Origin of the sequence: Psychrobacter sp. Choline-02u-9, assembly GCF_002836505.1 — a bacterium.
In the GTDB taxonomy this organism is placed as follows: Bacteria; Pseudomonadota; Gammaproteobacteria; order Pseudomonadales; family Moraxellaceae; genus Psychrobacter.
Genome location: NZ_PJBF01000050.1, coordinates 43659 through 70262, shown reverse-complemented (window position 1 = coordinate 70262; position 26604 = coordinate 43659). Strand labels below are relative to the sequence as shown.

General features: G+C 42.7%; 21 protein-coding genes and 1 riboswitch. Of the genes, 13 read left to right on the top strand and 8 right to left on the bottom strand.

The window, feature by feature from the left end; all coding sequences use genetic code 11:
* The first annotated feature begins 340 nt into the window (after positions 1-340).
* Both rpsO and pnp read left to right on the top strand, forming a co-directional pair.
* A complete protein-coding gene (gene rpsO, locus CXF69_RS07460) occupies positions 341-607 on the top strand; it encodes a 30S ribosomal protein S15 (RefSeq protein ID WP_045443035.1) in 267 nt (88 codons plus the stop codon).
* 689 nt (positions 608-1296) lie between these two features.
* Positions 1297-3399: a polyribonucleotide nucleotidyltransferase gene (pnp, locus tag CXF69_RS07455; protein ID WP_102078248.1), complete on the top strand. Its 2103-nt coding sequence runs from the start codon at positions 1297-1299 to the stop codon at positions 3397-3399.
* A gap of 118 nt (positions 3400-3517) precedes the next feature.
* Here pnp and CXF69_RS07450 read toward each other — a convergent pair whose 3' ends face one another.
* The 4 genes from CXF69_RS07450 to CXF69_RS07435 all read right to left on the bottom strand — a co-directional run bounded on the left by CXF69_RS07450 (position 3518) and on the right by CXF69_RS07435 (position 7260).
* The gene (locus CXF69_RS07450; RefSeq protein ID WP_102078249.1) at positions 3518-4081 is read right to left on the bottom strand and encodes a hypothetical protein; all 564 of its coding nucleotides are present in this window, start codon (positions 4079-4081) and stop codon (positions 3518-3520) included.
* Between the two features lie 34 nt (positions 4082-4115).
* Complete coding sequence (locus CXF69_RS07445; RefSeq protein WP_102078250.1) at positions 4116-4664, bottom strand: hypothetical protein; 549 nt, start codon at positions 4662-4664, stop codon at positions 4116-4118.
* A gap of 142 nt (positions 4665-4806) precedes the next feature.
* Positions 4807-5064: a YheV family putative metal-binding protein gene (locus tag CXF69_RS07440; protein WP_102078251.1), complete on the bottom strand. Its 258-nt coding sequence runs from the start codon at positions 5062-5064 to the stop codon at positions 4807-4809.
* Complete coding sequence (locus CXF69_RS07435) at positions 5065-7260, bottom strand: M3 family metallopeptidase (protein ID WP_102078252.1); 2196 nt, start codon at positions 7258-7260, stop codon at positions 5065-5067.
* A gap of 490 nt (positions 7261-7750) precedes the next feature.
* On the opposite strand from CXF69_RS07435, the gene CXF69_RS07430 reads away from it, so the two are divergent.
* The 4 genes from CXF69_RS07430 to CXF69_RS07415 all read left to right on the top strand — a co-directional run bounded on the left by CXF69_RS07430 (position 7751) and on the right by CXF69_RS07415 (position 12113).
* Positions 7751-8863 (top strand): AOC03_06830 family ribosome hibernation factor, encoded by a 1113-nt coding sequence (locus CXF69_RS07430; RefSeq protein WP_102078253.1) that lies wholly within the window; start codon positions 7751-7753, stop codon positions 8861-8863.
* Positions 8864-9101: 238 nt separating this feature from the next.
* Positions 9102-9857: an endonuclease/exonuclease/phosphatase family protein gene (locus CXF69_RS07425; RefSeq protein ID WP_102078254.1), complete on the top strand. Its 756-nt coding sequence runs from the start codon at positions 9102-9104 to the stop codon at positions 9855-9857.
* A gap of 186 nt (positions 9858-10043) precedes the next feature.
* Positions 10044-11075, top strand: a complete 1032-nt coding sequence (locus tag CXF69_RS07420; protein ID WP_102078255.1) for an NADP-dependent oxidoreductase — start codon at positions 10044-10046, stop codon at positions 11073-11075.
* 195 nt (positions 11076-11270) lie between these two features.
* Entirely contained in the window at positions 11271-12113 is an 843-nt protein-coding gene (locus tag CXF69_RS07415; protein WP_102078256.1) for an EcsC family protein, read from the top strand.
* Positions 12114-12145: 32 nt separating this feature from the next.
* On the opposite strand, the gene CXF69_RS07410 is transcribed toward CXF69_RS07415, so the two are convergent.
* The 3 genes from CXF69_RS07410 to CXF69_RS07400 form a co-directional block, all read right to left on the bottom strand.
* A complete protein-coding gene (locus tag CXF69_RS07410; protein WP_102078257.1) occupies positions 12146-12763 on the bottom strand; it encodes an alpha-ketoglutarate-dependent dioxygenase AlkB family protein in 618 nt (205 codons plus the stop codon).
* A gap of 20 nt (positions 12764-12783) precedes the next feature.
* Positions 12784-13674, bottom strand: coding sequence for an alpha/beta fold hydrolase (locus CXF69_RS07405; RefSeq protein ID WP_102078258.1), 891 nt, complete (start codon positions 13672-13674; stop codon positions 12784-12786).
* Positions 13675-13756: 82 nt separating this feature from the next.
* Positions 13757-15673, bottom strand: a complete 1917-nt coding sequence (locus CXF69_RS07400; protein ID WP_102078259.1) for an ABC transporter ATP-binding protein — start codon at positions 15671-15673, stop codon at positions 13757-13759.
* 369 nt (positions 15674-16042) lie between these two features.
* Here CXF69_RS07400 and CXF69_RS07395 point away from each other — a divergent pair, with 369 nt between their 5' ends.
* The 3 genes from CXF69_RS07395 to CXF69_RS07385 all read left to right on the top strand — a co-directional run bounded on the left by CXF69_RS07395 (position 16043) and on the right by CXF69_RS07385 (position 19473).
* Positions 16043-16891, top strand: a complete 849-nt coding sequence (locus CXF69_RS07395; RefSeq protein WP_102078260.1) for a hypothetical protein — start codon at positions 16043-16045, stop codon at positions 16889-16891.
* A gap of 176 nt (positions 16892-17067) precedes the next feature.
* Positions 17068-17958: a fructose bisphosphate aldolase gene (locus CXF69_RS07390; protein ID WP_102078261.1), complete on the top strand. Its 891-nt coding sequence runs from the start codon at positions 17068-17070 to the stop codon at positions 17956-17958.
* A gap of 186 nt (positions 17959-18144) precedes the next feature.
* Complete coding sequence (locus tag CXF69_RS07385; RefSeq protein WP_102078262.1) at positions 18145-19473, top strand: metallophosphoesterase family protein; 1329 nt, start codon at positions 18145-18147, stop codon at positions 19471-19473.
* A 184-nt stretch (positions 19474-19657) separates the two neighbouring features.
* Here the strand turns inward: CXF69_RS07385 and thiC are convergent, their stop codons facing one another.
* Positions 19658-21613: a phosphomethylpyrimidine synthase ThiC gene (thiC, locus tag CXF69_RS07380; RefSeq protein ID WP_102078263.1), complete on the bottom strand. Its 1956-nt coding sequence runs from the start codon at positions 21611-21613 to the stop codon at positions 19658-19660.
* A 248-nt stretch (positions 21614-21861) separates the two neighbouring features.
* A riboswitch (TPP riboswitch) is annotated at positions 21862-22006 on the bottom strand.
* Positions 22007-22298: 292 nt separating this feature from the next.
* On the opposite strand from thiC, the gene pstS reads away from it, so the two are divergent.
* The 4 genes from pstS to pstB all read left to right on the top strand — a co-directional run bounded on the left by pstS (position 22299) and on the right by pstB (position 26604).
* Positions 22299-23465, top strand: coding sequence for a phosphate ABC transporter substrate-binding protein PstS (gene pstS, locus CXF69_RS07375; protein ID WP_101211185.1), 1167 nt, complete (start codon positions 22299-22301; stop codon positions 23463-23465).
* Between the two features lie 209 nt (positions 23466-23674).
* Positions 23675-24628 carry a phosphate ABC transporter permease subunit PstC gene (gene pstC / locus CXF69_RS07370; protein ID WP_102078264.1) on the top strand — a complete coding sequence of 318 codons (954 nt, stop codon included), beginning with the start codon at positions 23675-23677 and terminating at the stop codon, positions 24626-24628.
* A gap of 61 nt (positions 24629-24689) precedes the next feature.
* On the top strand, positions 24690-25595 hold the full coding sequence (gene pstA, locus CXF69_RS07365) for a phosphate ABC transporter permease PstA (RefSeq protein WP_102078265.1): 906 nt from the start codon (positions 24690-24692) through the stop codon (positions 25593-25595).
* Positions 25596-25767: 172 nt separating this feature from the next.
* Positions 25768-26604, top strand: coding sequence for a phosphate ABC transporter ATP-binding protein PstB (pstB, locus tag CXF69_RS07360; protein ID WP_101204716.1), 837 nt, complete (start codon positions 25768-25770; stop codon positions 26602-26604).

Here is a 26604-nt window from a genome sequence, read left to right as displayed (position 1 = left end):
TACTAGAAATTAAATGTTGCTTTACAAGTATTATGAAAAACTGCTGCTAGTTCAGCAGTTTTTTGTTATAATTACCCCCACATTTAAATTAGGTTTTGAATGAGGTACTGTAGTTAGCCCATTACTTTGATTAAGTAGTGCTATAGCTAAATGCAATGTACGATTCAAAACATATTAAATGGTTGTTAACTGAGCTTGTCGTACACTAGGTCAACTCTAGTAATGCAGGGTTGTCCTGAATTGAATGGCGTACAGGTTATTTTATTTATTATTCTATTGCTTTAATACTGACTCAAATTGCAGCCTGTATTTAAAGTTTTTAGCATTGCCGGAGATATTTATGCTAACTAATACCGATCGTGAACAAATCATCGCTCAATACCAACGTGGCGAAAACGACACTGGTTCTCCAGAAGTTCAAGTAGCTTTGTTGAGTGCTCGTATCAATGATTTGCAGAACCACTTTAAAGCACACAAAGCTGACCATCATAGCCGTCGCGGTCTTATCCGTATGGTTAACACGCGTCGTAAACTGCTTGATTACTTAAAAGGTAAAGACCTTGGTCGTTACACTACTCTAATCAGCCAGTTAGGTCTACGTCGTTAATCTAACGACAATAGTACGAGTGGATGCTGAATTTTTTGCTAAATCGCTTGGAAATTGTCTGTTATTATCGATAAAATAGATTTCTCTAAAAACGGTGTGGAATAGTTTCACGCCGTTTTTTTATGCTTATTCGTTTTAGATACCGTGCTCAAATAGTAAGAGTTATAACCCCTTCTATAGAATAGCTAAGAGGAATATTGGTATAAACTGTACTAACCAAGTCTCAAATACGGTATTTTCTGACGATAATTGCGCTACTGTGCAATTAATTGGTCAATGGCTATAAATCACTGTAAAATAATGCCTTGTGAGTTTGATAGCGCATCTGCTACAGATATGGCGATTATTGATAAGATATTTATTATTTGGCTTGGTAATCGGCGCAGATAGCTGATATTTGAAACCTAGAAAATAGCCTGTAGGGTTTTTAGCATCGAAGTCTTTTGACTTAATGTCTTTTTGATAGTATTTATAGTAAAGCCAAAATTGCACGACCGAATATACATAATAGTACGATGTCTAACTCAGACAAATATATGAGATAACCAAGTAACGTTATTGGCATTGGTTGCGATGATTTTTAATAGAAAACATGTCAACTGATAGCCATATACACAGAATTTTAATGACAGATATCAGCTTTTTTTGACGCTGATATCAGTTTTGTCAGTCAACATTAGGAAGATTATATGACAATGTTCAACACCATTAAGCGTGAATTTCAGTATGGCAACCAGCAGGTTGTTATCGAGACAGGCCGTATTGCCCGTCAAGCAAACTCTATTTTAGTACACATGGGCGGCGTAACCGTATTAGTTGCCGCAGTCGTAAAATCAGAAGCTAAAGAAGGTCAAAACTTCTTTCCGCTAACGGTTAATTATCAAGAAAAAATGTATGCAGCCGGTAAAATCCCAGGCGCTTACGGCAAACGTGAAGGCCGTGCGAGCGAATTTGAAACCTTAACTTCACGCTTGATTGACCGTCCGATTCGTCCGCTATTCCCAGAAGGCTACGTAAACGAAATCCAAATCACCGCTACAGTTGTATCATCAGATAAAACTCAGTCTGCAGATATCGCTGCACTAATCGGTGCTTCAGCAGCATTGGCTATTTCTGATGCACCATTTAATGGTCCTGTTGCTGCCGCTCGTGTTGGTTTCATTAACGGTGAATACGTTCTAAACCCAACGTCTGAGCAGCTTGAAACCAGTGATCTAGATTTGGTTGTAGCTGGTACTAAGTCTGCGGTATTGATGGTTGAATCTGAAGCGGCAGAGCTATCAGAAGACCAAATGCTAGGTGCAGTATTGTACGGCCATCAGCAACAACAAATCGTCATTGATAACATTGCGTCAATGGCTGAAGAAATCGGCACTGCTAAGCAGCAATACTCTGCTCCTGAGCGTGACCAAGCACTTACCAGCAGCATGAAAGAGCAGTTCGGCGAGCAAGTTGCTGACGCTTATACCATTACTGATAAGCAAGCACGTTACACGAAGCTTGATGAAATTAAGCAATCAATTATTGATGTACTTGCTGGTGATGCTGAGTCAGAAACTTATGCTGATACCGTATCTGAGCTTAAAGAAATCTATAACGACCTTAAATATCGTACCGTTCGTGACAACATCTTGTCAGGTAAGCCGCGTATCGATGGTCGTGACCCTGAGACAGTTCGTGCGCTTGACGTACAAGTTGGTGTATTGCCATATACGCATGGTTCAGCACTGTTCACACGTGGTGAAACGCAGGCGTTGGTTACTACCACACTTGGTAACAGCCGTGACGTCAACATGATTGACTCACTAGGTGGCACGATTCGTGACCATTTCATGCTGCATTACAACTTCCCGCATTTCTCAGTTGGTGAAACGGGCCGTGAAGGTATTCCAAAACGTCGTGAAATCGGCCATGGTCGTCTAGCACGCCGCGGTGTACAAGCGATGCTGCCAGATAGCGAACGCTTCCCATATGTCATCCGTGTGGTATCAGAAATCACTGAATCAAACGGTTCATCTTCTATGGCGTCTGTTTGCGGTGCAAGCTTGGCGTTGATGGATGCAGGCGTACCATTAAAAGCACCAGTTGCTGGTATCGCGATGGGTCTGGTTAAAGAAGGCGATCGTTTTGCTGTCTTGTCAGATATCTTAGGTGACGAAGATCATCTAGGTGATATGGACTTTAAAGTAGCCGGTTCTAAAAACGGTATCACTGCACTACAGATGGATATCAAGATTGAAGGTATTACCCCTGACATCATGGAGCAAGCGCTTAAGCAAGCCCACGCTGGTCGTATCCATATCTTGGACGCAATGAACCAAGTATTGCCTGAGAGCCGTACTGAAATCAATGCTCATGCACCAAACTATGCCGTGATCGAAATCAACCCAGACAAAATTCGTGACGTTATCGGTAAAGGCGGCGCAACTATCCGTCAGCTAACCGAAGAGACTGGTGCGGTTATCGATATCGATGACGCTGGTACGATTCGTATCTTTGGTGAAAACAAAGCAGCGACTAAAGCCGCTATCGGTAAAATCGAAGCACTAACTGCTGAAGTTGAAGTTGGTAAAACTTATGAAGGTACCGTTGCTCGTATCGTCGACTTCGGTGCGTTTGTAAATGTCTTGCCAAATACGGATGGCCTAGTACATATTTCACAAATCGCAGAAGAGCGCGTAGAGAATGTATCAGATTACCTAAAAGAAGGTCAGATCGTTAAAGTACTCGTACAAGACGTTGACAACCGTGGTCGTATCAAACTGACTATGAAAGGTGTTGAGCAGAACTAATACTCAATATCTGATGTGGTTTAAGTAATAAAAACCGCCTTGAAATGCTCGTTATGAGTATTCAAGGCGGTTTTTTTATGTGTCCAAAAAGATGATGACTGGCTAGATAAAAGGCCATTTATAACTCAACGCTTTTAGGCAGGTGTATATCGATACGAAGTTTTGGTAGGTCTTGTAAGTACTCAGTTAGTAATGGCAAAGTATCAGCATGCCAGTCTAAAGGCAGGTTATCTGCTGTATTACTTTCATTGGATACGATATCACGTGGTTTGCCTGAGATAAGTGGCCGCGCAAGCAATGCAACTCTGCGTATACCTTGGTAACGTATAAGCGGCATTATTTGCTGTTGCAAATCAATCAAGGCAGCAGTCAGCCAAGGTGTGCGCGCTAGATGATAAGGATGGTTTGATATCACGAGGTTGGCAATATAGTTTGGCTGGTTACCGTTACTACTAATACCAAGTCCGACTTGCTCACGTGTACGCTTATTAATTAAGCAGCTACCAACATTCAGACTACCATCGCGGCACGCACGATGATAGCGACTATAATTATCAGGAAATAGAGTTTTAGCTCGTGTGAGTATAGGATCTAAAACGACACCAGCATTGTTGACAGGTAAAACAAGCAACTGTGCATTGCTATTTAAAATAGAGGCGTGTGTGAGTTGTAAAATCGCCATCGTAAGCCTCTCTATAACCAAATCAAGTATACGGTTATTGAATCGTCGCTTTATTAGAGTCGTTTGCTTCTAATTGAGCAATTTGTTGTTCGAGTAGCGCAATTTGTTCTGCCTTCATATCAGTCAATTGCTTATTCATAGCCACTTGTTCAGCGGCTAACTTTTCTTGTTCGGCCAGTCGCTGACGCTCATCTTCTAAACGATCAATCTCTTCTTTAGCCAAGCTATCATTTTCTGGTAGAGGCGCATCTAATATAGCAGTAGGATTTGGTATCGCCGTACTGTCATTATTTGCTTCTTCAGAGTGTTTGTCAGTGAGTACACCATCGTCAATCACAGAGTCATCTGCTACTTCCGAAGTGCTGTCTGTGACTAATTCTGTCTGCGTTTGCTCAGTTGCTAGTGCTGAAGTAGCGTTATCTATAGGGAGTGTGGACTGAGTGCCAGACCTTTCTACGATAAGGTAGACAATGACGATAAGTAGCAATACTGAGATAAGTATTGCCAAAATTTTCTGACGTGATGTAGTCTGTTTTTTCTTAGAAGTGTGGGTTGATGAAGGCCGGATGTTGTCTGGTTTCATATTGTGATCGATTCAAGTCAAGAATATAAGTAGCCATACTATAGCAAACTCAAAATAAAAAGCCTATCTATTGATAGATAGGCTTAATAGTCCATTAAATAATAAAGTATTTAATCTGTTTTTAGTTGTGAAAACTAAATAACTAAGGCTTAAATTTTACAGTGCCGCTAGTGCCAGTTGCCATCGCATCACGTGCCATCTGATCTTCTAAATGGTTCTTTGCACTAATGGCATCAGGGTCGGGGCGGTGCTCTGTGTGTCCACACTGAGTACATTCAATATACTCATCTGGGGCAGGGGTGACGATATTGACTTGCACCACAGCGTCCATCTCCTGACATTTCGGACAACGTACCCCTGCTAAAAATCGGCGCTTAGGACTAGGTGACTGATAACGCATTTAAATGACCTCGCGAGTCGTTTGAGTATTTGCGGCATCAATATTTTTAACATCAGTGAAACCATTATGACGTAGCAAGGCATCGATACTGGCGCTACGACCGCGGAAGTTTTCAAAGTTGGTCTTCGCTGGGAAACTGCCGCCAACAGATAAGATGGACTCACGGAACGCTTTGCCTGTCGCTGGGTTGAAAATACCGTCTTCTTCAAACTTACTAAACGCATCAGCTGATAGCAGTTCCGCCCATTTATATGAGTAATAACCTGCAGCATAACCACCCGCGAAGATATGACTAAAACCATTAGCAAAACGGTTATAGTTAGGCGTTTGCATAACGGAGATATCATTACGGACAGTATTGAGCGTCTCTAAAATACCATCGTAATTAAGCGCTGGCGTATGAGCATGAATGAGTAAGTCAAATAGAGCAAACTCAATCTGACGCAGCGTCTGCATGCCGCTTTGGAAATTTTTCACTGCTAATAGTGCATCAAGTTTGTCTTTAGGTAATGGCTCACCAGTCTCAACGTGACTACTGATAAGCGCGATACCTTCAGCGTCCCAAGCCCAGTTTTCCATAAACTGACTAGGAAGTTCGACCGCATCCCACTCGACGCCATTGACGCCAGCGACATCACCCACCGTCACTTGGGTTAATAAATGATGTAACCCATGACCAAACTCGTGGAATAAGGTTAATACTTCATCATGGGTCAATAAACTAGGTTTGCCATCAAGTGCTGGCGTGAAATTACCAACCATAAAGCAAACGGGCAGCTGCTGATGGTTCTGTTCTTCGTAGCTATAGCGAGATTGAAAACCACTCATCCATGCACCGCCACGCTTACCACTACGTGCAAATAAGTCAAAGTAGAAGCCACCGAGCAAGCGATCATCAGCGTCGAATAATTGATAAAAACTCACATCGTCATGCCAGCGAGAGACTGAATCACTTTCTGCATCTTTATGACTTTGCTCTTGTACTTTGATACCGTATAGACGCTCAACGATAGTGAACAAGCCATTAATCACTTTGGGTAATGGGAAATATGGACGAATTTCCTCTTGCGATAAACTGAACTCACTTTGTTTCACTTTTTCAGCGATGTAGGCGCTATCCCACGGTTGCAATTCGTCAATGCCATAATCGCTTGCGTATTTCTGTAGCTGTGCCAAATCTGCTTTGGCAGCAGGGGTTGCTTGCGTTGCTAAGTCACGTAAGAATGTTTCAACTTCTAAGACGCTATCTGCCATCTTGGTCGATAGCGATACTTCAGCATAATTTGTAAAACCAAGTAGCTTGGCTTTTTGCTCACGTAATGAGAGGATTTGACTCATATTGTCAGCGTTATTTAATGAGTTGCCTTTTGCATTGGTATGCGTATCAAATTCAGAGGCGCGCGTAACGTAAGCACGATAAAGCGTCTCACGTAGACTACGATCGTCCGCATGAGTCATGATCGCTAGATATACAGGAATATTTAAACTGGCCACATAGTAAGGAGTAGGAAGTGCATCTATATCGGCTTGGCTAAGAGCACCGCTAGCAAGCTCACGCGCTTTGTATTGCTCGCCTGCATCTGCCAATAGTGCCAGACCGCTCTCTGTTAGACCCTTTAATTGGGAGTCTTCTAAAGGCAGAGCAAATGCTTGCGTCGCATCCAAGATATTGTCCGAAAAGGTTGCAGACAGGGTAGATAACTCGCTTTGGATAGCAGCAAATTTTTCTTGCTCAGCTTGAGGTAATGCAACGCCTGATAACTCAAAACTACGTAATGCCAGTTCGATTGCACGTGCACGAGCAGGCTCTAACGTAGCAAAGAAATCTGTGTCATTGACGATAGTTTGATAGCGATTAAACAAAGGCTGATGCTGTCCAACTCGCGTACCGTAAGCAGATAGTTTTGGTAGCAGCTCATGGTGAACATGACGAATCTCATCATTGCTCATCACGCTATTGAGATGCGACAAAATACCCCAGCTACGATCTAATGCCAAATTGATATGGTCAAAGCTCATCACATCTGCTAAAGCTTGTTCAGCACTTGCTTTTTCAGCACTGTCGCTTTCTATCGCGGTTAAGGTATCTAAAAAAGCATTGGCAGCGTCAATAGCATCAATCACTTGGTTCTGTAACGTATGTGGTGCAGTGTCGGTAAAATCGACAAGGCGTAAATCTAAAGGAGAAGGTGTCATATAGGTATCCGATATCAATGAATTATTATTAATCAAAATGAGAAAAGTCTGGCTACTATTGAAATATACAGTGTGTTCTTATTTTATATATAGATTATATAAAAGATGGGTTCGTTTGGTAAAAATACAACCTAAGCACTTTTATACGATTCAAGTGAGTAAAGCAGTGCTAGCAATCCGAAAGTAAATCTCGAGATTCTGGTACTTAGATTCAACTTTTCAAGATAATTGTCCGAATATATAGTTATGCTCGTTAAGGCATTCCTTTAACAATATAGAGTGCTCTACTTACAAAGCGCTATCATTTGCTTGCAAATTAACCCTACAGGGAGTGGGGTATAGCTGTTAGCATCAAGATAATGGAATTTAAATATTATGCATCGACAGGATGCAAGAAGAACACGGATAGAAATCTCTACACTTATAACAGTATATGAGTGAAGAGATACATAAAGTTAAAAATGAACGATAATAAAACAAGGAGCAATATATGAAAGCGACTCTTAAAAGTTTACGTGAGATTAAAGCTAACCCTGCAGTAAGTATCTTTGTTAAAACGCATCGTGAACATCCAGCTAATGAGCAAGATCCTATCGCTCTAAAAAATCAATTGAAAGTTGCCGAAGATCGTTTGACGAAAGAGTACGATAAACGCACAGCGACTACCATTCTAGATAATATTCAAAATAAAATAAATGAGCTCAATCACAATTATAACCTCGATACGTTGGCTATATTTGCTAGTACAGATGATGTGCAAGTCATCCGTATGCCAATTGATACGACAGAGCGCGTTGTGATTTCAGATAGATTTGCTACGCGTGACTTGGTCCGTGATATGGCAAGTGCGGTTCATTATTATACGGTGGTCTTAACCCGTGACAATGCGCGTTTGATTGAAGCATCTAATGACCGCGTCGTGAGAGAATTCGATAAAGATGACGATGCACAAAACAACATGGAGAACATTCAGTTCCCTGTCGAAAACAACGGACTATACACAACAGGCGACGGTGGCTCAGATCGTTCATCAAACAACGAAAGCAGTCACTTAAAAGAATTCTTTAACCAAGTTGATAAAAGTGTCCAAGAATTGTGGGGCGAGCATAAAATGCCTCTTGTTATAGTTGGTGATGCAAAAAATATTGGCTACTATAAAGAAATCTGTGATCGTCCAGACAATATCATCGCTACAGTATCGAATGCGACCAATCTAGAAGATGGTAGTGCTCAGCATATCGTAGATAGTGTGCAAGAAGCTGTAGAAGAGTATCGCACATCGCTGCACAAAGCTGCCTTAGGTGAAATTGATAAAGCTCGCGGTGCGAATATGTTGCAGACGGATTTGCAGGAAGTATATCGCAGCGCCTTCCAAGGGGCTGGCGAGACGCTTTATGTACGCCGTGGCTATATACAATCCGCTAAAATTGACGAAAAAGCACAAACGTTAAGCCCTACCAATGATGCGACTACGGAAGGCATCACAGATGATGCAATCGGTGAAATCATCGAACACGTCATTCATAATGGCGGCGAAGCTGTATTTATGCCACAAGACATCATGGGCGAAGATCAACCAATAGCGTTAGTAACTCGATACTAATCTGACGATGACACCTATACGCGATGTTCATTTATGAATCAGCCATTTATGAATCAGCCATTTATGAATCAGCCATTTATGAATTAGCCATTAATAATACATAGGTGTAATATGGGAGCATTGGTTCAGTATGAGCCAGTGCTCTTTTTATGTCTGTCATTACCATCACTATGGGTGTTGTCGTAGCTGAGCTATTGATCTTTACTCCATAAATAATGAGCGTACAACTAACCAAACTATGACTACCACCTCTTTTGTTTTAACCAGCTACAATATCCACAAAGGAATGTCACCGCTGAATCGCCAAGTGAAGATGCAAGGTATTGCTCAGGCGCTAGAGTCTGTCGGTTCAGACGTCTTGTGTTTGCAAGAAGTGCAAGGCCAAAACCTTAAACGCAATATGCAGTATAACGAGTACCCAGATCAGTCTCAGCATGAATGGTTTGGCGAATTTTTAGATCTACAAAACAGTTATGGTAAAAACTCAGAGTACGAAAACGGCCATCACGGCAATGCAGTATTGAGCCGCTTTCCGCTAGACCCCAAACACAATGTAAATATTACGGTTAATAAGCTTGAGCAGCGCGGTGTCTTGCACTGTGAGGTACAGCCTATCGGTTGGGAGATGCCTGTTGTCGTATTGTGTGCACATTTGAACTTGTTTGAGCGTGATCGTATCAAGCAGTATCAAGCGATTAGTGATTATGTGCGAAATGAGATTGCGCCAGATCAACCACTTATCTTAGCAGGCGATTTTAATGATTGGAAAAAGATGTCTTGTGACAAACTGGCATCAGATCTCGGTATGATAGAAGCGTTCAAACATTGTCATGGCAAGCTGTTGCCAACCTTTCCCGCAAAACTGCCAGTACTCAGCTTAGATCGTATCTATGTGCGCAATTTGCTTGTGAAGGATGCTTGGGTACACACTGGAAAACCTTGGTCATCGCTATCAGATCATCTGCCCATTAGCGCAGAGCTGATGTTGCCTTAATACCTAACTATAATAATTTGTCTAAATGTATTATATTGGCAATCTATCGATATATGAACAATTGTCTTTATTGATCATATTATTGATTAACCATGTTCTCGATGGACAGTTCTATTACCAGCACAACGTTTCAATAAAATGAATAACAAGTACAGCCTAATAAACAAAATATAAGGATATTCTACGATGGCAACAGCGTCTACTACTGATAATAATCAACAAGCTAACCACAACATACCTAAGACTCAGCACGCCGTACTCATACGCGAGTTCGGTGAGCCTGAAGTAATGAAATATCAAGATGGTGCTGATGTCCCTGAGCTACAGGACGACCAAGTACTAGTAAAAATTGCCTATGCTGGAATTAACCCTGTCGATTATAAAACTCGCCAAGGTAAAGGCTGGGGTGCGGAAAACATTCGCAAAGACAAGTTTGAGAATGATCAGCCAGCTATTTTGGGATTCGATGTAGCAGGCGAAGTAGTTAGTAGTAATAGCGACGAGTTCGCTGTTGGCGATAGAGTAGCGGCTTTGACCTTTAGCGGTGGTGGCTATGCACAATATGTGGCAGTAGATGCCAAGTTGCTTGCAAAAGTACCAGACAATGTCAGCTTAGAGCAGGCAGGTGCTTTGCCTTGTATCGGACAAACGGCACTACAATTTGTAGATTTTGCTGATATAAAAACAGGCGAGCATGTGGTGATTAATGCACCAGCAGGTGGTGTCGGTCATTTACTAATCCAATTGCTCATGAATAAGGTGGCACAAGATAACATCAAGGTGACGGTAATTTGCTCGCCAGAAAAGTACGCCAAGCTTGATGAGTTGATAGACGTATCTAAGCTAGCGGGTTGGATAGATTATACAAAAGATGAAGTGCTTCCTGACCTACAAGCCGATATGCTACTTGATTTAGTCGGCGATGAAGCAGGTGTCCGCGCGCTTAGCGTGCTCAAATCAGGCGCCCGCGTGAATGTGTTACCAACTATCTGGGTTGATAAGCTCAAAGAAGCCGGTCAGCAAAAAGACTTAGCAGTAGCAGGCTACAAAGCGCAGCGTAGTGGTCAAGATATGGCGCGTATTTTACAGGAAGTGGCCAATGGCAAGCTGACTTTAAAAATTCAAAAAACCTATCCACTCTCAGAAGTTGTTGCAGCGCACCACGAGCTACAAAAAGGCGATGCTTTTGGCAAGATTGTCTTAGCGGCAGCTGAGTGAATGTCAAGATTGCCCAAGTATTAGGTAGTGTTCGATAGGATTTATTAGTAAAGGGATGTCTGTTGAAACGCAGTAAACTTAACTGATGATTTAACAAATCATACAAAAGTTTTATTTTGGACAACAGAACGTCCCTGTAGTCTTCGCTTATTTATCATAGGATAGAAAGCGAACGATACTAATAAAGGGAATAATATGACTATCAATGAAAAAACAGATGACCATATTGCTTATGAATCCAAAGTCCGTGCAGAAATAGAAGCATGGAAGAACCCTGATAAAGGGATTTTGGATAAGACGCTCGCAGTGCTTAATACCCCTGTGGTAGCAGCCGGTGATGCGTTGATGGAAGCTCCACAATTTGGCGATTCTCTAAAAAAAGCAACTGAAGAAACGATTAGTGCTTTGAGTGATGCAGCCAATTGGACACTGGACACTCAAGACGTTATTGATAGCTATCAAGAGGCAGCAGATGTTAACGACTCCTCTATCAAAACGCTTGGTGACATTAAACGTCTACCCATTGCGGTTGTAGATAAACAAGTTAAGCTTTTTAAAAGCAAATATGTAGCGCTAACCAGTGCGCAAGGGGTGACTACAGGGGTTGTAGGTTGGGCGGGTATCCCTGCTGATGTCGTTGGGCTTATTACAGCTAATCTACGTGCTATTGGAGAATATGCAACTTATTATGGCTTTGATATCAATGATAAAGGCGAGCAGATATTTGCTATGTCCTTATTGGCTGTAGCAACTTCTGGCTCTGTTGAGGAACGTGAAGCGGCGTTAGATGACACTCAGGCGATGATTAAAGATCCAGAAACTCAAGCATTCAATCAGATTAATGAAGAAGTTATGTCTCGTGTACTGCGTCAGACAGTGACTAAAGTAGCCACTAACATCGTTAAGACAAAGGCGGCGCAAATCATTCCAGCGGTGGGTGCAGTAGTCGCAGGTGGTGTTAATGCTAGCTACACTGCCAATGTGTGTGAAGCTGCTTACCAGTGTTACCGTGAGCGTTTTTTGGACCGTCTCGAATAAACACTTAATGGCTCGTTAAGTCAGCGATAGTATTAAGATGTAAGCATATGCCGAAACGTTAGACTGATTCGCCCAGCATCCACCGTCTTCGTCTTAGTGATCGTATGTTTCCAAAAGTTTTGTGTGTCACCGTGCATCACAACGAGCTGACCAGACTCAAGATAAAGTTCAACTTTGTCTTGAGTTTTTTTATGCTTAAAAACAAATTTGCGTGTGGCACCAAGTGATAAGGAGGCGATGACTGGTTGATGACCGAGCTCCTTTTCGTCATCAGCATGGTAGCCCATACCATCAGCGCCAGAAGGATAGTAATTAAGCAGGCAGGTGTTGAAATTAGTGGTGACGCCAACCTCTGCTAAAGCTTGTTCGATTTTCTGTTTCACGTGAAACACTATATCTGACCATGGAACAGTTTGCCGTACATGGCCTGAATATTGATAGTCTGCATCTGTATCTCCCATCCAAACGATTTGCCGAGTGGTTATATGGGTCTTACCAAATAACGTCACGATGTCTGACTGCCAAGGTAGCTCATTTAGTAGAGTGTTATAAAGGGCAGTTGCATCGTCGATAATTATGCCTAGATCATTCACCTTACCATTATAGGGTAGTAAGTTATCCGTGGGTGCAGGGGCAAAGAGGTCAGTCATAATTCAGTCGTTGTAAATCCTTATTTACTGCTTTGGTAGTGCTCGTTGATGATTTGAGCGCATATTTCAGGCGCTTCCATTGGCAATAGATGACCATAATCTGACAGCGAAATAAGACTGCTATCTGGGACAAATTTTTTCCATTGCTTTCGTACTTTGTCATTGATGAACAGGGTAGGCTTGCCTGTAATCAAGGTGTATGGACAGCTTAGTTTTTTGAGCGCAGCATCGATATGAGGAGCGCCAAAATAATTGGCCAGCTCTTGTTCTGGTGCAAACATAAGCGTATAGCTACCATCTGCATTCTTGCTCAGGCTTTGTTCAGCAAACACTTGCAAATGCTCATCGCTGATACGCTTATAAGCACGCTGCGCACGTAGGCTCTCGTAATAACTATGAATACTTGGCCAAGTAGATTGCTTGGTTAACGTGCTTTTGAAAGGCTCGCGGCTCAGTAGGACAGAGCGTGGCAAAAGGTTATAAAAGGTGGCTTGGTGTTTGGTAAATGTGACAGGCTCAATCAGGTACAACTGCGAAAAAAGCTCTGGACGTTTGGCAGCTGCCATCGCTGTGGCCGTAGCCCCTTGCGAATGACCAATACCTATGACAGGCTTATCTTGGGTCTTTTCTAAAAACTCAATCAGCATATCAGCATCTTGCTCGCGCGTCAGACGACGGCTTTGCGGCTTATCATACCAGTAGCCACGTAGGGCAAGTGAGCTGATATCAAACTCAGTGGCTAGCTTGCTCAATAGTGGTGTGTAGGTACCGACGGTAAAACTATTACCACTATAAAAATGTGCTGGGGCGCGGGGAGTAGAGCTTGAATCTAGCGGCTGATTAAACTGGCTAAGGTCATAGTAACGTGCTTGTTTTCCGCCAAGAGTAATACGGTTTGTGAATGCTTCCATAAAATAAACACTTCCTTGTGACTTATTTTGAGTGATTTTTTTTGCAGTTTGTCTTCTTATGATTGAGCTGACTTAATGAATCTTAGTTATCTTCACCTAAGAAGCCACCGCTTTGACGTTGCCACAGTCGAGCGTAGACACCATTCAATGCCAACAGTTCATCATGACTACCTTGCTCAATAATACGGCCTTGATGCATAACGACCAGTCTATCCAGTGCGGCAATAGTAGACAAGCGATGGGCAATAGCAATAACGGTCTTGCCGGTCATGATGTCATTTAAGCTTTCGGTAATAGCATATTCAATCTCAGAATCTAACGCACTGGTGGCTTCATCTAAAAGTAAAATCGGCGCATTTTTTAGCATAACACGTGAGATAGCAATACGCTGACGTTGACCGCCAGATAGTTTGACTCCGCGTTCACCCACTTGGGTATCAAGTCCTGTATTGCCTTTATCATCATACAAATCTTTGATGAAATCCCATGCCTGAGCTTGTTTGGCAGCGATCATAATCTCTTCGTCAGTAGCATCCGGACGACCATAGGCGATGTTTTCACGCACAGTACGATGTAGCAGCGACGTATCTTGAGTCACCATACCAATTTGTTGACGCAATGATTCTTGCGTAACCGCATCAATAGCCTGACCATCAATCAGGATTTTACCGCTATCAACATCAAAGAAGCGCAATAGCAAATTAACTAAGGTCGATTTACCAGCACCTGAACGCCCAACCAAACCAATCTTTTCACCTGGCTTAATATCTAAGTGGAAGTTGTCTAATAATTTGATATATGAGTTAGGAGCGCGTTTAGCGATGTTGGTACCATCAATAGGCTCGCCAGCTTGGCCATTATCTTCTTCGTCATTCTCATAACTGAAGTCAACATGGTCGAACACGATACGCCCGTCCGTGACGGCTAGCGCTGGTGCGTCAGGTTTATCAATAATCGTCTGCGGTGCTGATAATGTACGCATACCGTCTTGAACTGTACCGATACTCTCAAACAAACTGGCTGTCTGCCACATAATCCAACGCGTCAAACCATTTAGACGCAACGCCATAGCAGTCGCAGCAGCAATGGCGCCAACACCAACTGCGCCTTGTTGCCACAAGTACAATCCAATACCCGCGGTACTACTGACCAAGATCACACTGATAAGATGGGTCGATACTTCTAAATAGCTGACCCAGCGCATCTGCGCATGTACCGTACCTAAGAATTGTCCCATGGCATTTTTGGCATAGCCTAGCTCACGACGAGAATGGCTAAATAGCTTAACGGTCATGATATTGGCATAAGCATCAGTGATTCGTCCTGTCATCAAGGCACGGGCATCCGCTTGCACAATCGCTGTTTGTTTAAGCTTAGGGATAAAGTACCAAATGGTAATGGCAACCAAGACCAGCCAAATGACAAATGGAATGAGTAGTAAGCTGTCTAAATTAAACAAAATCACCCCTGAGGTGATAAAGTAGACAGAGACATACATAAACATATCGGTGACGGTCATTACGGTATCGCGTACTGCTAGGGCTGTCTGCATTACCTTAGCTGAGACACGACCCGAAAACTCATCCTGATAAAACTGCATGGATTGCCCAAGCATTCGCTGATGAAACCGCCAGCGCATCTGCATAGGAAACACGCCTTGCAAGGTCTGAAAATGGATAAATGATGACAAGGCGATCCACAATGGGCTCACTATCATGACAGCGAGCATGATGAGTAGCATATCGCCTTTTTCTACCCATAAGTTTTGCGGCGTATAAACGCCCAACCAATCGACGATATTACCTATCCAAGCAAACAGCATGGCCTCGTAGATACCGATACCAGCGGACAAAATCATAAAGATTAGTAGCCAGCCGCGTAGGCCATTGGTACATGCCCACAAAAACTTCAGCATGCCATCGCGAGGTGATGGCAATGGCATAGGTGTATCTGGAAAGGCGGGTAGGCGGTTTTCGAAAAAGCGAAATAGAGCATTCATAGGCAGTAATAAAACATCAATAGCAGTACGTCAAGATGAACGAGAGGACTCGTTATCTAGAATCTTTACTTTTGTGATTGGGATTAGGTGCTATTTTAGCAAAATTACTAATCATACCTGCATGCTAATTGTAATTTGCTTAAGAATAGCTATGTTTTGAAAGCTTCAGTTATAACCATAATAAATAGATTGCTGTAGAAAACATATTTTGTTACATTCTACACCTAAATTTATTCATGGTTTAAATATTGCTTTTATAACTATGATTTTATTGCAAAAATCAGCTGATTAGCAGGGATTTTATGTAATGGTTTTTATAAATATACGAACAATAATAACTCAACATTGAAGTTCAAAAGGTAGCAGTGAATGATGTATTTAATAATAGCGGTGCTATGTAGCGTCGCCGTCTCAGTACTTTTGAAAATATTGCGCCAGAAAAATATAGATATTCGTCAGACCATCGTGGCAGGCTATCCTGTGGCTTTTTTACTGACTTGGGTATTACTAAAACCTGATGTAGGTGCCATACATGCGCTTGATAGCGCTTGGGCAATCATCATTGCGCTTGGAGTACTATTACCTGCTGTATTTATCATTCTGGGACGGGCTATTGAAGCGGTGGGAATGGTAGCAACCGACGCGTCTCAGCGCTTATCACTCATTATTCCTATCGTAGCGGCTTTTTTGCTATTCGGTGAGGTACTGACTGGTACACGTATACTTGGACTGGCGTTAGGCTTTTTGGCATTAGGTGCGCTTGTCTATCGACCACAGCATAACGATATTACTCGGCAAGCAAAGCATACGCCTCTATGGTTATTTGGGGTATGGGCAGGCTACGGCATTATTGATATTTTGTTCAAACAAGTTGCCAAACAAGGAGCAGCTTTTCCGTTGACTCTACTGGTAAGTTTTGGCGTAGCAGGTGTATTGCTTTTAATCTATTTACTTGCCACGCGAGTACGTTGGCAAAAACAAGCACTTATGACAGGACTGCTGCTTGGCGCATTAAACATGGGCAATATTTATGCTTATGTACGGGCACATCAAGTGCTGCATGATTCTCCTAGTATTGTTTTCACTGGTATGAATGTCGGCGTTATTGCCGTAGCGACATTGATTGGCGTAGGTGTATTTAAAGAGCAGTTGAACCGTATTAATATAATAGGATTAGTATTGGCAGTCTGCTGTGTAGGGGTACTGTTTTTGGCGTAATGCGCATTGTCTAAAAGTATTGGTTTCATGATTTTTTGGCTATATTGTCACGTATCCTATATAGGCATACAAATCATCCTATGATAAGGTTATCTACAAATAACACGGCTTGTATGGAATAAAAAAGCTTAGTTTATGATATTTAATTTAACCAATAAAAATAGGATGCAGGCTCAATGGAATACGATAAGCAATTACAGCGTATAAAAAATAGTTCAGGTTTTATTGCTGCTCTTGATCAAAGTGGTGGCAGCACACCAAAAGCGTTAGAGACTTATGGTGTCAGCAGCGACGACTATGATAACGATGAGGCCATGTTTGATTTGGTTCATGAAATGCGTGCTCGTATTATGACGTGTGACTGTTTTGATAGTGAGCGTGTACTTGGTGCAATTTTATTTGAAGACACCATGGAGCGCGAAGTCAATGACAAGTCGACGGCCAACTACCTATGGGAAGATAAAAATATCGTACCATTTTTAAAGGTAGATAAAGGTCTGGCTGAGCAGATGAGCGGTGTACAAGTCATGAAGCCGATTCCGAATCTAGATCTATTATTAGATAAAGCAAAAAACTATCCCGTATTCGGTACTAAAATGCGCTCAGTCATTTATGAGCCAAACGTCGATGGTATCGAGCTTGTGGTACAGCAGCAGTTTGATGTGGCTAAGCAGATTATTTCAAAAGGTCTGATGCCTATCGTCGAGCCAGAGGTCAATATTGATAGCACTCAAAAGCATGAGTGCGAGCTACTGTTAAAAGCAGATATTTTGCGCAATCTAGAACGCTTAAGTGACGAACATCAAGTGATGCTTAAGCTGACTTTACCTGAAGAGGCTGGGTTTTATCAGGAGCTGATTGACCATCCTAAAGTGCTCAAAGTAGTGGCGCTGTCTGGTGGTTATAGTCGTAGCGATGCTTGTGCCAAGCTTAAACAAAACCCAGGTATGATTGCGAGCTTCTCGCGTGCCTTTACTGAAGGCTTGAGTAAACAGCAAAGCGATGAGGCATTTGCGGCAATGATTGATAGCTCAATCGAAGAAATCTATGAGGCGTCGAAAGTTTAACAGTTGCATTTTAACAAATAGAGTTTAAAAGCTATAATTTGGTGCTCACCAAAATCTCAGCAGGCAAAATATCTGTTGGGATTTTTTGTTTATTTGTATTGATTTAGTATCTGTTTCAATCTATTATTAGCGAAATTAAGTTCACTTCTATGTTGATTGACCGTTAACCTAAATGGATATGTATTGATGAATAAACGTTATCTAAGTTTGGCTTTGGCTTCTATGTTGGCACTTTATGGCTGCGGTGGTGGTAGTGATGGCGGTAATAAAAATAGTAGTGTTACGCCAGAGACACCAGTCATACCAACTACTAAACCAGATAAGGTTGAACCACAGGTTCCAGATGTCACTTTTTCTAACGAAATGGCAGCTGAAGATGACGAGGACGTCGATCAGTACATTCGCGCACCTGCTAGGTTCGATAACGAAACTGGGAAAATGTATAAGGTTTTGCCAATTTCTGGAACACATCTTGGAAACTTATATAACGCTGACAGTATTGAAACCACTAGGGTTTTTTATCTTGAAAGCGATAGCTATGTAACGGTCAACAAAGGCAATCTTGCTACCATGGCATCTTTTGAAGATTTGCTACAAGATAAAAACCCAAGTCTACCTGATATTTTCAACATGTTATCTGGCAATCTTGTAGACACCAGTAGTAATAGCTACAAACTCTATAAAGGTAAACGTGAAGCTGAATTTCTTCGCTATACATGTTCTCGAGCGTTAACGCTTGGTGAGCAAGAGCTATCAATGCAGTCTCAGGATTTATCAAATTTTATCAATCATTTAAACAACAATCCTTTGTGTAAAGAGGATACAGTAGTACTGGCAGCTAACTTACCTGAGGATAAAAGCAAAGCTCTAAAAGCTCTGGGTGTAACTATTGAACCCTATCTCACTCAAGAAATAGCGTGGGGGAAGACAATGGCATGGATTGGCGTGGCCTATAGTGATGACGTCCTTGGTACTACTAACTCAGTACAGCAAATTATTGATGAGCTATCTCGCAAAGGTATTCATCATATTGGTTTGCTCAGTGCGATGGGAGGCACTAACGACAAAGTTATGCTGAACTCTCTGACAGAAGTAGATGTTGTTTTGGGTAATTTAGATACTTCAGCAAACGAGACAGATTTTTCAGAACTGAAGACCAATTTAAATCAAAAATTGGATAGCTATAAGTTTGAAACGATGAACAGGGGTGGACAGAAAGTCTGTATGAGTTATAACAGCAACAAAATATTGACGTCAAGCTCCTATGAGGCTGAGACAAATATCAAAGGTGAAGTAACACAGTGCGAAGGTTCGGTATACCTCTATATAGATAAACCTGATACTCGCTACAATGAGGAAGTTTATTCTTATTCAGAGTTTTATGAGTACATAAAAGGGCTTAACAATGCCTTAGATAATTTTGGCAGTGACAAAGAGTTTTATATTGTCTCCAAGCTAGAATCTACAGGTATTGAGGAAATTCGAAAAATCGAGAAAAAATATCCACTGAATTGAGTATTCAATTTTTAAAGATATTGAGAGTTATTTTAAAAAAAGCTCGAACCTGATTATCAGGTTCGAGCTTTTTTGACGCGCTGCTATATAGTTTGCCTACAGCTCTTTATGCCACTGACGTCCTTCGCTAGTATGTTTATCACTTCAATCAAATGATTCATATCCGTTAAGTCGTCTATTTATTTTATGATGCAGCTTTTTGGTTAGTGGCATCTTTATTCAGCCCCGCCGCATAATCCCGCACGTTTTGAGTGATCTTCATTGAGCAAAATTTAGGGCCACACATCGAGCAAAAATGAGCAACTTTGTGCGCATCTTTTGGCAATGTTTCATCATGGAACTCACGTGCCGTATCTGGATCGAGTGCTAGATTGAACTGATCATCCCAGCGGAACTCAAAACGTGCTTTAGATAGTGCATTGTCACGAGCCTGCGCACCGGGGTGACCTTTGGCAAGGTCAGCGGCGTGCGCGGCAATCTTGTAAGTGATGATGCCGTCTTTGACGTCTTTTTTGTTTGGTAGACCCAAGTGCTCTTTTGGTGTGACATAGCAAAGCATCGCGGTGCCAAACCATCCAATCATCGCAGCTCCGATGGCGCTAGTGATGTGGTCATAACCTGGGGCGATGTCTGTGGTTAATGGCCCTAAAGTATAGAAAGGCGCGTCAGCACATAGCTCAAGCTGCAAGTCCATGTTTTCTTTGATTCGGTTCATCGCGACGTGTCCAGGGCCTTCGATCATCACCTGTACATCATGCTCCCATGCGACTTTGGTCAATTCACCAAGCGTACGTAGCTCACCGAACTGCGCTTCATCATTGGCATCTTGTAAGCAACCAGGACGTAGGCCATCACCTAGACTAAATGCTACATCGTACTGTTTCATAATCTCGCAGATATCTTCGAAATGCGTGTATAAAAAGCTTTCTTTGTGATGGGCTAGACACCACTGCGCCATGATAGAGCCGCCGCGTGAGACGATACCTGTCAAACGTTTTGCGGTAAGTGGCACATAGCGTAATAGTACGCCAGCGTGAATAGTAAAGTAATCCACGCCTTGCTCTGCTTGCTCAATCAACGTATCACGGAATATCTCCCATGTAAGATCTTCAGCGACGCCATCGACTTTTTCTAGTGCTTGATAAATCGGTACCGTACCAATCGGCACAGGAGAGTTACGGATTAGCCATTCACGGGTTTCATGAATATGATTACCCGTTGATAGATCCATAATGGTATCCGCACCCCAACGTGTTGCCCACGTCATTTTGGACACTTCTTCATCGATAGACGAACCCAGCGCTGAGTTACCGATATTGGCATTGATTTTCACCAAGAAATTGCGCCCGATGATCATCGGCTCAGACTCAGGGTGGTTGATGTTGTTTGGGATAATTGCACGTCCAGCCGCCACTTCATCACGAACAAATTCAGGGGTGATGATTTGAGGCGTATTGGCACCGAAGCTCTCACCATCGTGTTGACGCATATCGGTCAGTTCATGCTGCTTTTGCGTTTCACGTATGGCGATATATTCCATCTCAGGGGTGATGATGCCACGACGTGCGTAGTACATTTGCGTGACATTCTGTCCTGCTTTGGCGCGACGCGGTTTATCAATATGAGCAAATCTAAGGTTGGCAGTGCTGATATCGCGAGCACGTGCTTGTCCATATGAGCTAGATAGGCCGCTTAACTGCTCAGTATCATCGCGTTCTGCGATCCAGCTTTCACGCAACTTTGGCAATCCACGTGTGAGATCGATATCGACATTAGGGTCGGTATATACACCTGAAGTGTCATACACATAAAAGGGCGGATTATGCTCACCGTCTTTATCTCCAGTACCGCCAACAGGCGTATCAGCCAAGCTGATTTCACGCATCGGTACTTGGATGTCAGGTCTTGATCCTTCGATATAGACTTTTCTTGAGGCAGGTAAAATACGGTGCAAGTCGCGCGCATCTTCTTCGAAACGGGCATCACTTGCGGCACGGTGAGCAGGGGTTTTTAGCGCATCTGCTTTCTTATCTGCTTTGACGTTGGTTGTGTCAGCAGCATTTGAAGCAAGCGTTGAGTTGTCGGCTGGGTTATGCGTTTGGGCTTTCGGTGCAATTGAGGTGGTGTCTGCAGTAGTCATATGCTGTCCTAGCGTGTTGGTTTTTGAATAAAATCAACACCGCCAGTATCTGCGGGGGTAGGCATCCATCATCTAGACAAGTTTATATCATGAACCCACAACTTCGACCAAAAAATATCGTCGCGTATGGTGCTCATCAAATATTGGACGCAGCTTGATATCCTCTCTTCTTATCTGGCTATGCATTACGCATACTAAGACAGTAGTGACGATAAAAATGTATTTCTACGCGCCCTTTGTCATAAATAACAAAGTGCTTAAGACTTCCCTGCGTCGGTACTAACCGCATCAGGTTCGGCGGGTGATCTCTCAGCGAATGTATCAAGGCGACTACTTTAATAAAGCAAGTTTAGTAAAGTGAGCCAAAAATACACCGCACCCCGAGTCTGTCAGTGTTGTAAATCAGCCTTCATACTAACAAAATTCTGTACCAACGGCTAATAGTATTTGGATACAAATATTCTGTGTCAAACACAAGGTTTCATATTTTCGTGAATAATTTTTTGAGTGTTAATAAATGAAGATGCTTAGTATTACTAGGTTGTAGACAAATTATTCAAATATTATGTAAAGCGAATGAAGGATTCTAGAAGTTGTCATTAAACTGTCATAAAGATTTGGCAAGATAACACGCATATCACAAGCAATGCTTTTTTATACCGTTGTTAAACTTCAGGAGTCCTACATGCGTTATTCGTTATTAGCAGTGGCCGTCAGTTGTACATTAATGCTTACGGCGTGTAATAAGTCAACAGATACGGCGGAGCCAACTGCTGATACTAGCAGTAGCGCTGTGACAACAGCTGAAACAACCTCTCAGACAGCATCTTCTGCTACGTCAGATTTTAAATCTGCTGAAAATATCGCTATGAATATTACAGGTGCAGGTGCGTCGTTCCCGCAGCCTATCTATGCGAAATGGTCATATGACTACAATGCTGCGACCGGCGGCCAAGTCAATTATCAGTCGATTGGCTCGTCTGGTGGTATCAAACAAATCCAGTCAAAAACAGTAGATTTTGGTGCTTCTGATGCCCCAATGACGCCTGAAGAATTAGATGAAGCGGGTTTGATTCAGTTCCCAACAGTTATCGGTGGTGTTGTACCAATCGTCAACATCGACGGTGTTGAGCCTGGTGCACTGAAGCTAGACGGCACAACGTTGGCTGATATCTATTTGGGTAAGATTAGTAACTGGAATGACCCTGCGATTAAGGCGATGAACCCAGATTTGACCTTGCCAGATGCCGCAATCACAACAGTATTCCGCTCAGATGGTTCAGGTACGACCTTCAACTTCACTGACTATCTTGCCAAGGTTTCACCAGACTGGAAAGACACTGTTGGTGTTGATAAAACCGTCAAATGGCCGACTTCTGCTACTGGTGCAGGCGGTAAAGGTAACGAAGGCGTCTCAAGCTACGTAAACCGCATGAAAAACTCTATCGGCTATGTTGAGTATGCTTACGCTAAGCAAAATAAGATGTCACATACTGCGCTGAAAAACGCAGCTGGTAACATCGTACAGCCATCTGCTGAGACGTTTGCTGCGGCAGGTGATATCGACTGGTCACAACAAGAAGGCTTTTATAAAGTCATCACCAACTCTGAAACTGACCAAGCATGGCCTATCGCTGCTGCGACCTTTATCTTGGTACATAAGCAACCAGAAAATCCTCAGCAAGTCGCTGGCGTATTGAACTTCTTTGACTGGGCTTATACCCAAGGTGATGACAGCGCCATGGAACTAGACTACGTACCATTCTCTGACACGGCAGTGGCCTTGTTCAAAGAGAAGTGGAACGAAGTGAAAGGTAGTGATGGACAGCCTGTCTACAAGCCAGCTCAGTAATTTGTTTCTGCTAAATACTATTTAGCAACCGACAAGTTATCCTCTCGAATAACTATTCTCCGGTAGTTGTTTGAGGGGTTTTAACACAGCAAATTTGATGAATACATCTCGATAGATATGTTTACTCATACCGTTTAAGTTTGTTGTGTTAAGACCTGAGATACATCTTTCTAATATTTCGATTCATCCCATTCAATGCTGAGACACTTATGACAGACTTAAGGTCCCAACTGGCTAAACAAAAACGTTACGACGCTTTATTTGTGAACTCTACTAAAGCGTTTGCCATACTCGTCCTCCTATCTTTAGGGGGCATTTTGATGTCTCTAATTGTTGGAGCATGGCCGAGTATTCAAGAGTTTGGTTTGGGATTTTATACCAGCAATAACTGGGATACAGTCGCCAATGAATACGGGGCATTAGCGCCTATTTACGGCACCTTAGTCACGTCATTTATCGCCATTGTTATCGCGGTTCCAGTCAGTTTCGGTATTGCGATATTTTTAACCGAAATGTGCCCTAAGTTCCTAAAAAAACCACTTGGCATCGCCATTGAGTTGTTGGCTGGTATCCCATCTATCATTTATGGTATGTGGGGATTGTTCGTATTTGCGCCATTCTTTGGTGATCACATTCAGCCATGGTTCATTGAGCACGTCGGTCCTTTGCCTATTGTCGGTAAGCTGTTTGCAGGTGCCCCTATGGGGCTAGGTATGTTTACCGCATCTCTAGTGCTTGCCATTATGATCATACCGTTCATCGCTGCCACCATGCGTGATGTTTTCTCTGTCGTACCCGATTTACTGAAAGAGTCAGCATATGGTATGGGCGCGACGACTTGGGAAGTCATGTTCAAGATTATCCTGCCTTATACCAAAGCTGGTGTCGTTGGTGGTGTGATTTTGGGTCTTGGTCGTGCATTGGGTGAGACGATGGCAGTTACTTTCTTGATTGGTAATGCGTTTAATATCAGTCCAAGCCTATTCACGTCTGGTGTGACGATTACATCGGCCTTGGCCAATGAGTTTGCTGAAGCGTCAAGTGAGCTACATCTAGCGTCTTTACTACATCTAGGCTTAATCTTATTTGTCATCACCTTCATTGTGCTGTCTTTAGCAAAACTGATGCTCATGCGCATGGATCACAAAGCAGGTAACCGATAAGTCTGTTACCGATTTATTGAACCTTGATAGATATTGATAAAAGATATGGGAAATAAATATTATGCCTGCTAACAATGCGATCAATGCACCACTACCTACTAAGCCAAACGGCGCTACCCGCTACAATCAAAGCCTGTATAACAAGCGTCGTTTGACCAACAAGTTAGGTCTAGGCTTTGCCATGTCAGCGATGGTTTTTGGCTTATTTTGGTTATCATGGATTTTGGTGACTTTGTTTGTCGAAGGTTTCCAAGGCATGGTGCAGTTGCCAATCTTTACCGCTGATACGCCGCCACCGATGAGTGCGGGCGGCTTACGCAATGCTATCGTTGGTTCGGTCATGTTGGCGTTTTCAGGCTTGTTTATCGGTGCACCTATTGGTCTTATGACAGGTATATATTTATCTGAGTTTTCTAAAGGCAGTATGCTTGGCAAGGTAACCCGTTTTTTAAACGATATTTTGTTGTCAGCGCCATCGATTGTGATTGGTCTATTTATCTATGCACTGATGGTAAAAGGTCAAAGCTTTTCTGGTTGGGCAGGCGCGTTGGCATTGGCATTGATTGTTATTCCAGTGGTCGTACGTACGACAGAAAACATGCTGAACTTGGTACCTAATAGTCTACGCGAAGCAGCCTATGCGCTAGGTACTCCTAAATGGAAACTGGTCACTCAGGTTACTGTGAAAGCTGCGCGAGCGGGACTGACCACAGGTGTGCTATTGGCTTTTGCTCGAATCACTGGTGAGACAGCACCATTACTATTTACCGCACTTAACAATCAATACTTCAGTACAGATATGGGTCAGCCTATTGCTAACTTACCCAATACCATTTACCAGTTTGCGATGAGTCCTTATGACAACTGGCATACATTGGCTTGGGCGGCAGCACTACTTATCACCGCGTCTGTCCTAGTGTTGAATATTTTGGCAAGATTTATCGGTGGTAGAGGTCAGCCCAAATAAGGGCTGAGAGCAGACCAGACTGTAGTACGCTACACGCTAAGCATTTACTTAAACTTATATGAAATTAATTGAGCTAGGTTGAAATATTATGAATGATGTCCTAAGCAACGTCCGTACGAACACGACTGCTGACAACTTTAATACGGCAACAGGCAGCCTATTAAATAGACCCATGTCTACTAGCGCCCAAGCTCAGCAACCAAACACTGCTGATTTTAATAAGCAAACGATTCAAGATATTCCTAAGAATATGCCTGCTGCAAAAATGGAAGTTCGAGATCTAAACTTCTATTACGATGATTTTCAGGCATTAAAAAACATCAATATCGATATCGCGGATAAAAAAGTGACCGCTTTTATTGGTCCTTCAGGTTGTGGCAAGTCTACGCTACTACGTACTTTTAACCGCATGTACGATCTATATCCAGGTATGCGTGCAGAGGGCAATATCAATCTAGATGGCAAAAACATCTTAGGTAAAGACATCGATGTGAATTTACTGCGTGCACAAGTTGGCATGGTTTTTCAGAAGCCAACGCCGTTCCCGATGTCAATCTATGACAATGTCGCCTTTGGCGTACGACTGTACGAAAAACTAAGCAAAGACGAGCTGGATCATCGCGTCGAGTGGGCACTGAAAAAATCAGCGCTATGGCCAGAAGTGAAAGACAAGCTAAAAGCATCAGGACTGTCGTTATCAGGCGGTCAGCAGCAGCGTCTGTGTATCGCACGTAGTGTAGCTACCAAGCCTGAAGTACTGTTGCTTGATGAGCCGACATCAGCCCTAGATCCTATCTCGACGGGTGCTATCGAAGATTTGATCGAAGATCTGAAAAACGACTACACCATCGCTATCGTCACTCACAATATGCAGCAAGCAGCACGCGTATCTGACTATACGGTCTATATGTATCTAGGCGATATGATTGAGATGGGTGAGACCGATCAGATATTTACCAAACCTACCCAAACCGCGACAGAAGACTATATTACAGGTCGTTATGGCTAA

Coding starts and splice junctions, on each gene's coding strand:
- CXF69_RS07440 (WP_102078251.1), bottom strand. CDS start 5,064: ATGCGTTATCAGTCACCTAGTCCTAAGCGCCGATTTTTAGCAGGGGTA.
- rpsO (WP_045443035.1), top strand. CDS start 341: ATGCTAACTAATACCGATCGTGAACAAATCATCGCTCAATACCAACGT.
- pstA (WP_102078265.1), top strand. CDS start 24,690: ATGCCTGCTAACAATGCGATCAATGCACCACTACCTACTAAGCCAAAC.
- CXF69_RS07450 (WP_102078249.1), bottom strand. CDS start 4,081: ATGGCGATTTTACAACTCACACACGCCTCTATTTTAAATAGCAATGCA.
- CXF69_RS07445 (WP_102078250.1), bottom strand. CDS start 4,664: ATGAAACCAGACAACATCCGGCCTTCATCAACCCACACTTCTAAGAAA.
- CXF69_RS07400 (WP_102078259.1), bottom strand. CDS start 15,673: ATGAATGCTCTATTTCGCTTTTTCGAAAACCGCCTACCCGCCTTTCCA.
- CXF69_RS07385 (WP_102078262.1), top strand. CDS start 18,145: ATGAATAAACGTTATCTAAGTTTGGCTTTGGCTTCTATGTTGGCACTT.
- pstS (WP_101211185.1), top strand. CDS start 22,299: ATGCGTTATTCGTTATTAGCAGTGGCCGTCAGTTGTACATTAATGCTT.
- CXF69_RS07390 (WP_102078261.1), top strand. CDS start 17,068: ATGGAATACGATAAGCAATTACAGCGTATAAAAAATAGTTCAGGTTTT.
- CXF69_RS07415 (WP_102078256.1), top strand. CDS start 11,271: ATGACTATCAATGAAAAAACAGATGACCATATTGCTTATGAATCCAAA.
- pnp (WP_102078248.1), top strand. CDS start 1,297: ATGACAATGTTCAACACCATTAAGCGTGAATTTCAGTATGGCAACCAG.
- pstC (WP_102078264.1), top strand. CDS start 23,675: ATGACAGACTTAAGGTCCCAACTGGCTAAACAAAAACGTTACGACGCT.
- CXF69_RS07425 (WP_102078254.1), top strand. CDS start 9,102: ATGACTACCACCTCTTTTGTTTTAACCAGCTACAATATCCACAAAGGA.
- CXF69_RS07430 (WP_102078253.1), top strand. CDS start 7,751: ATGAAAGCGACTCTTAAAAGTTTACGTGAGATTAAAGCTAACCCTGCA.
- CXF69_RS07420 (WP_102078255.1), top strand. CDS start 10,044: ATGGCAACAGCGTCTACTACTGATAATAATCAACAAGCTAACCACAAC.
- pstB (WP_101204716.1), top strand. CDS start 25,768: ATGTCTACTAGCGCCCAAGCTCAGCAACCAAACACTGCTGATTTTAAT.
- CXF69_RS07435 (WP_102078252.1), bottom strand. CDS start 7,260: ATGACACCTTCTCCTTTAGATTTACGCCTTGTCGATTTTACCGACACT.
- CXF69_RS07405 (WP_102078258.1), bottom strand. CDS start 13,674: ATGGAAGCATTCACAAACCGTATTACTCTTGGCGGAAAACAAGCACGT.
- CXF69_RS07395 (WP_102078260.1), top strand. CDS start 16,043: ATGATGTATTTAATAATAGCGGTGCTATGTAGCGTCGCCGTCTCAGTA.
- CXF69_RS07410 (WP_102078257.1), bottom strand. CDS start 12,763: ATGACTGACCTCTTTGCCCCTGCACCCACGGATAACTTACTACCCTAT.
- thiC (WP_102078263.1), bottom strand. CDS start 21,613: ATGACTACTGCAGACACCACCTCAATTGCACCGAAAGCCCAAACGCAT.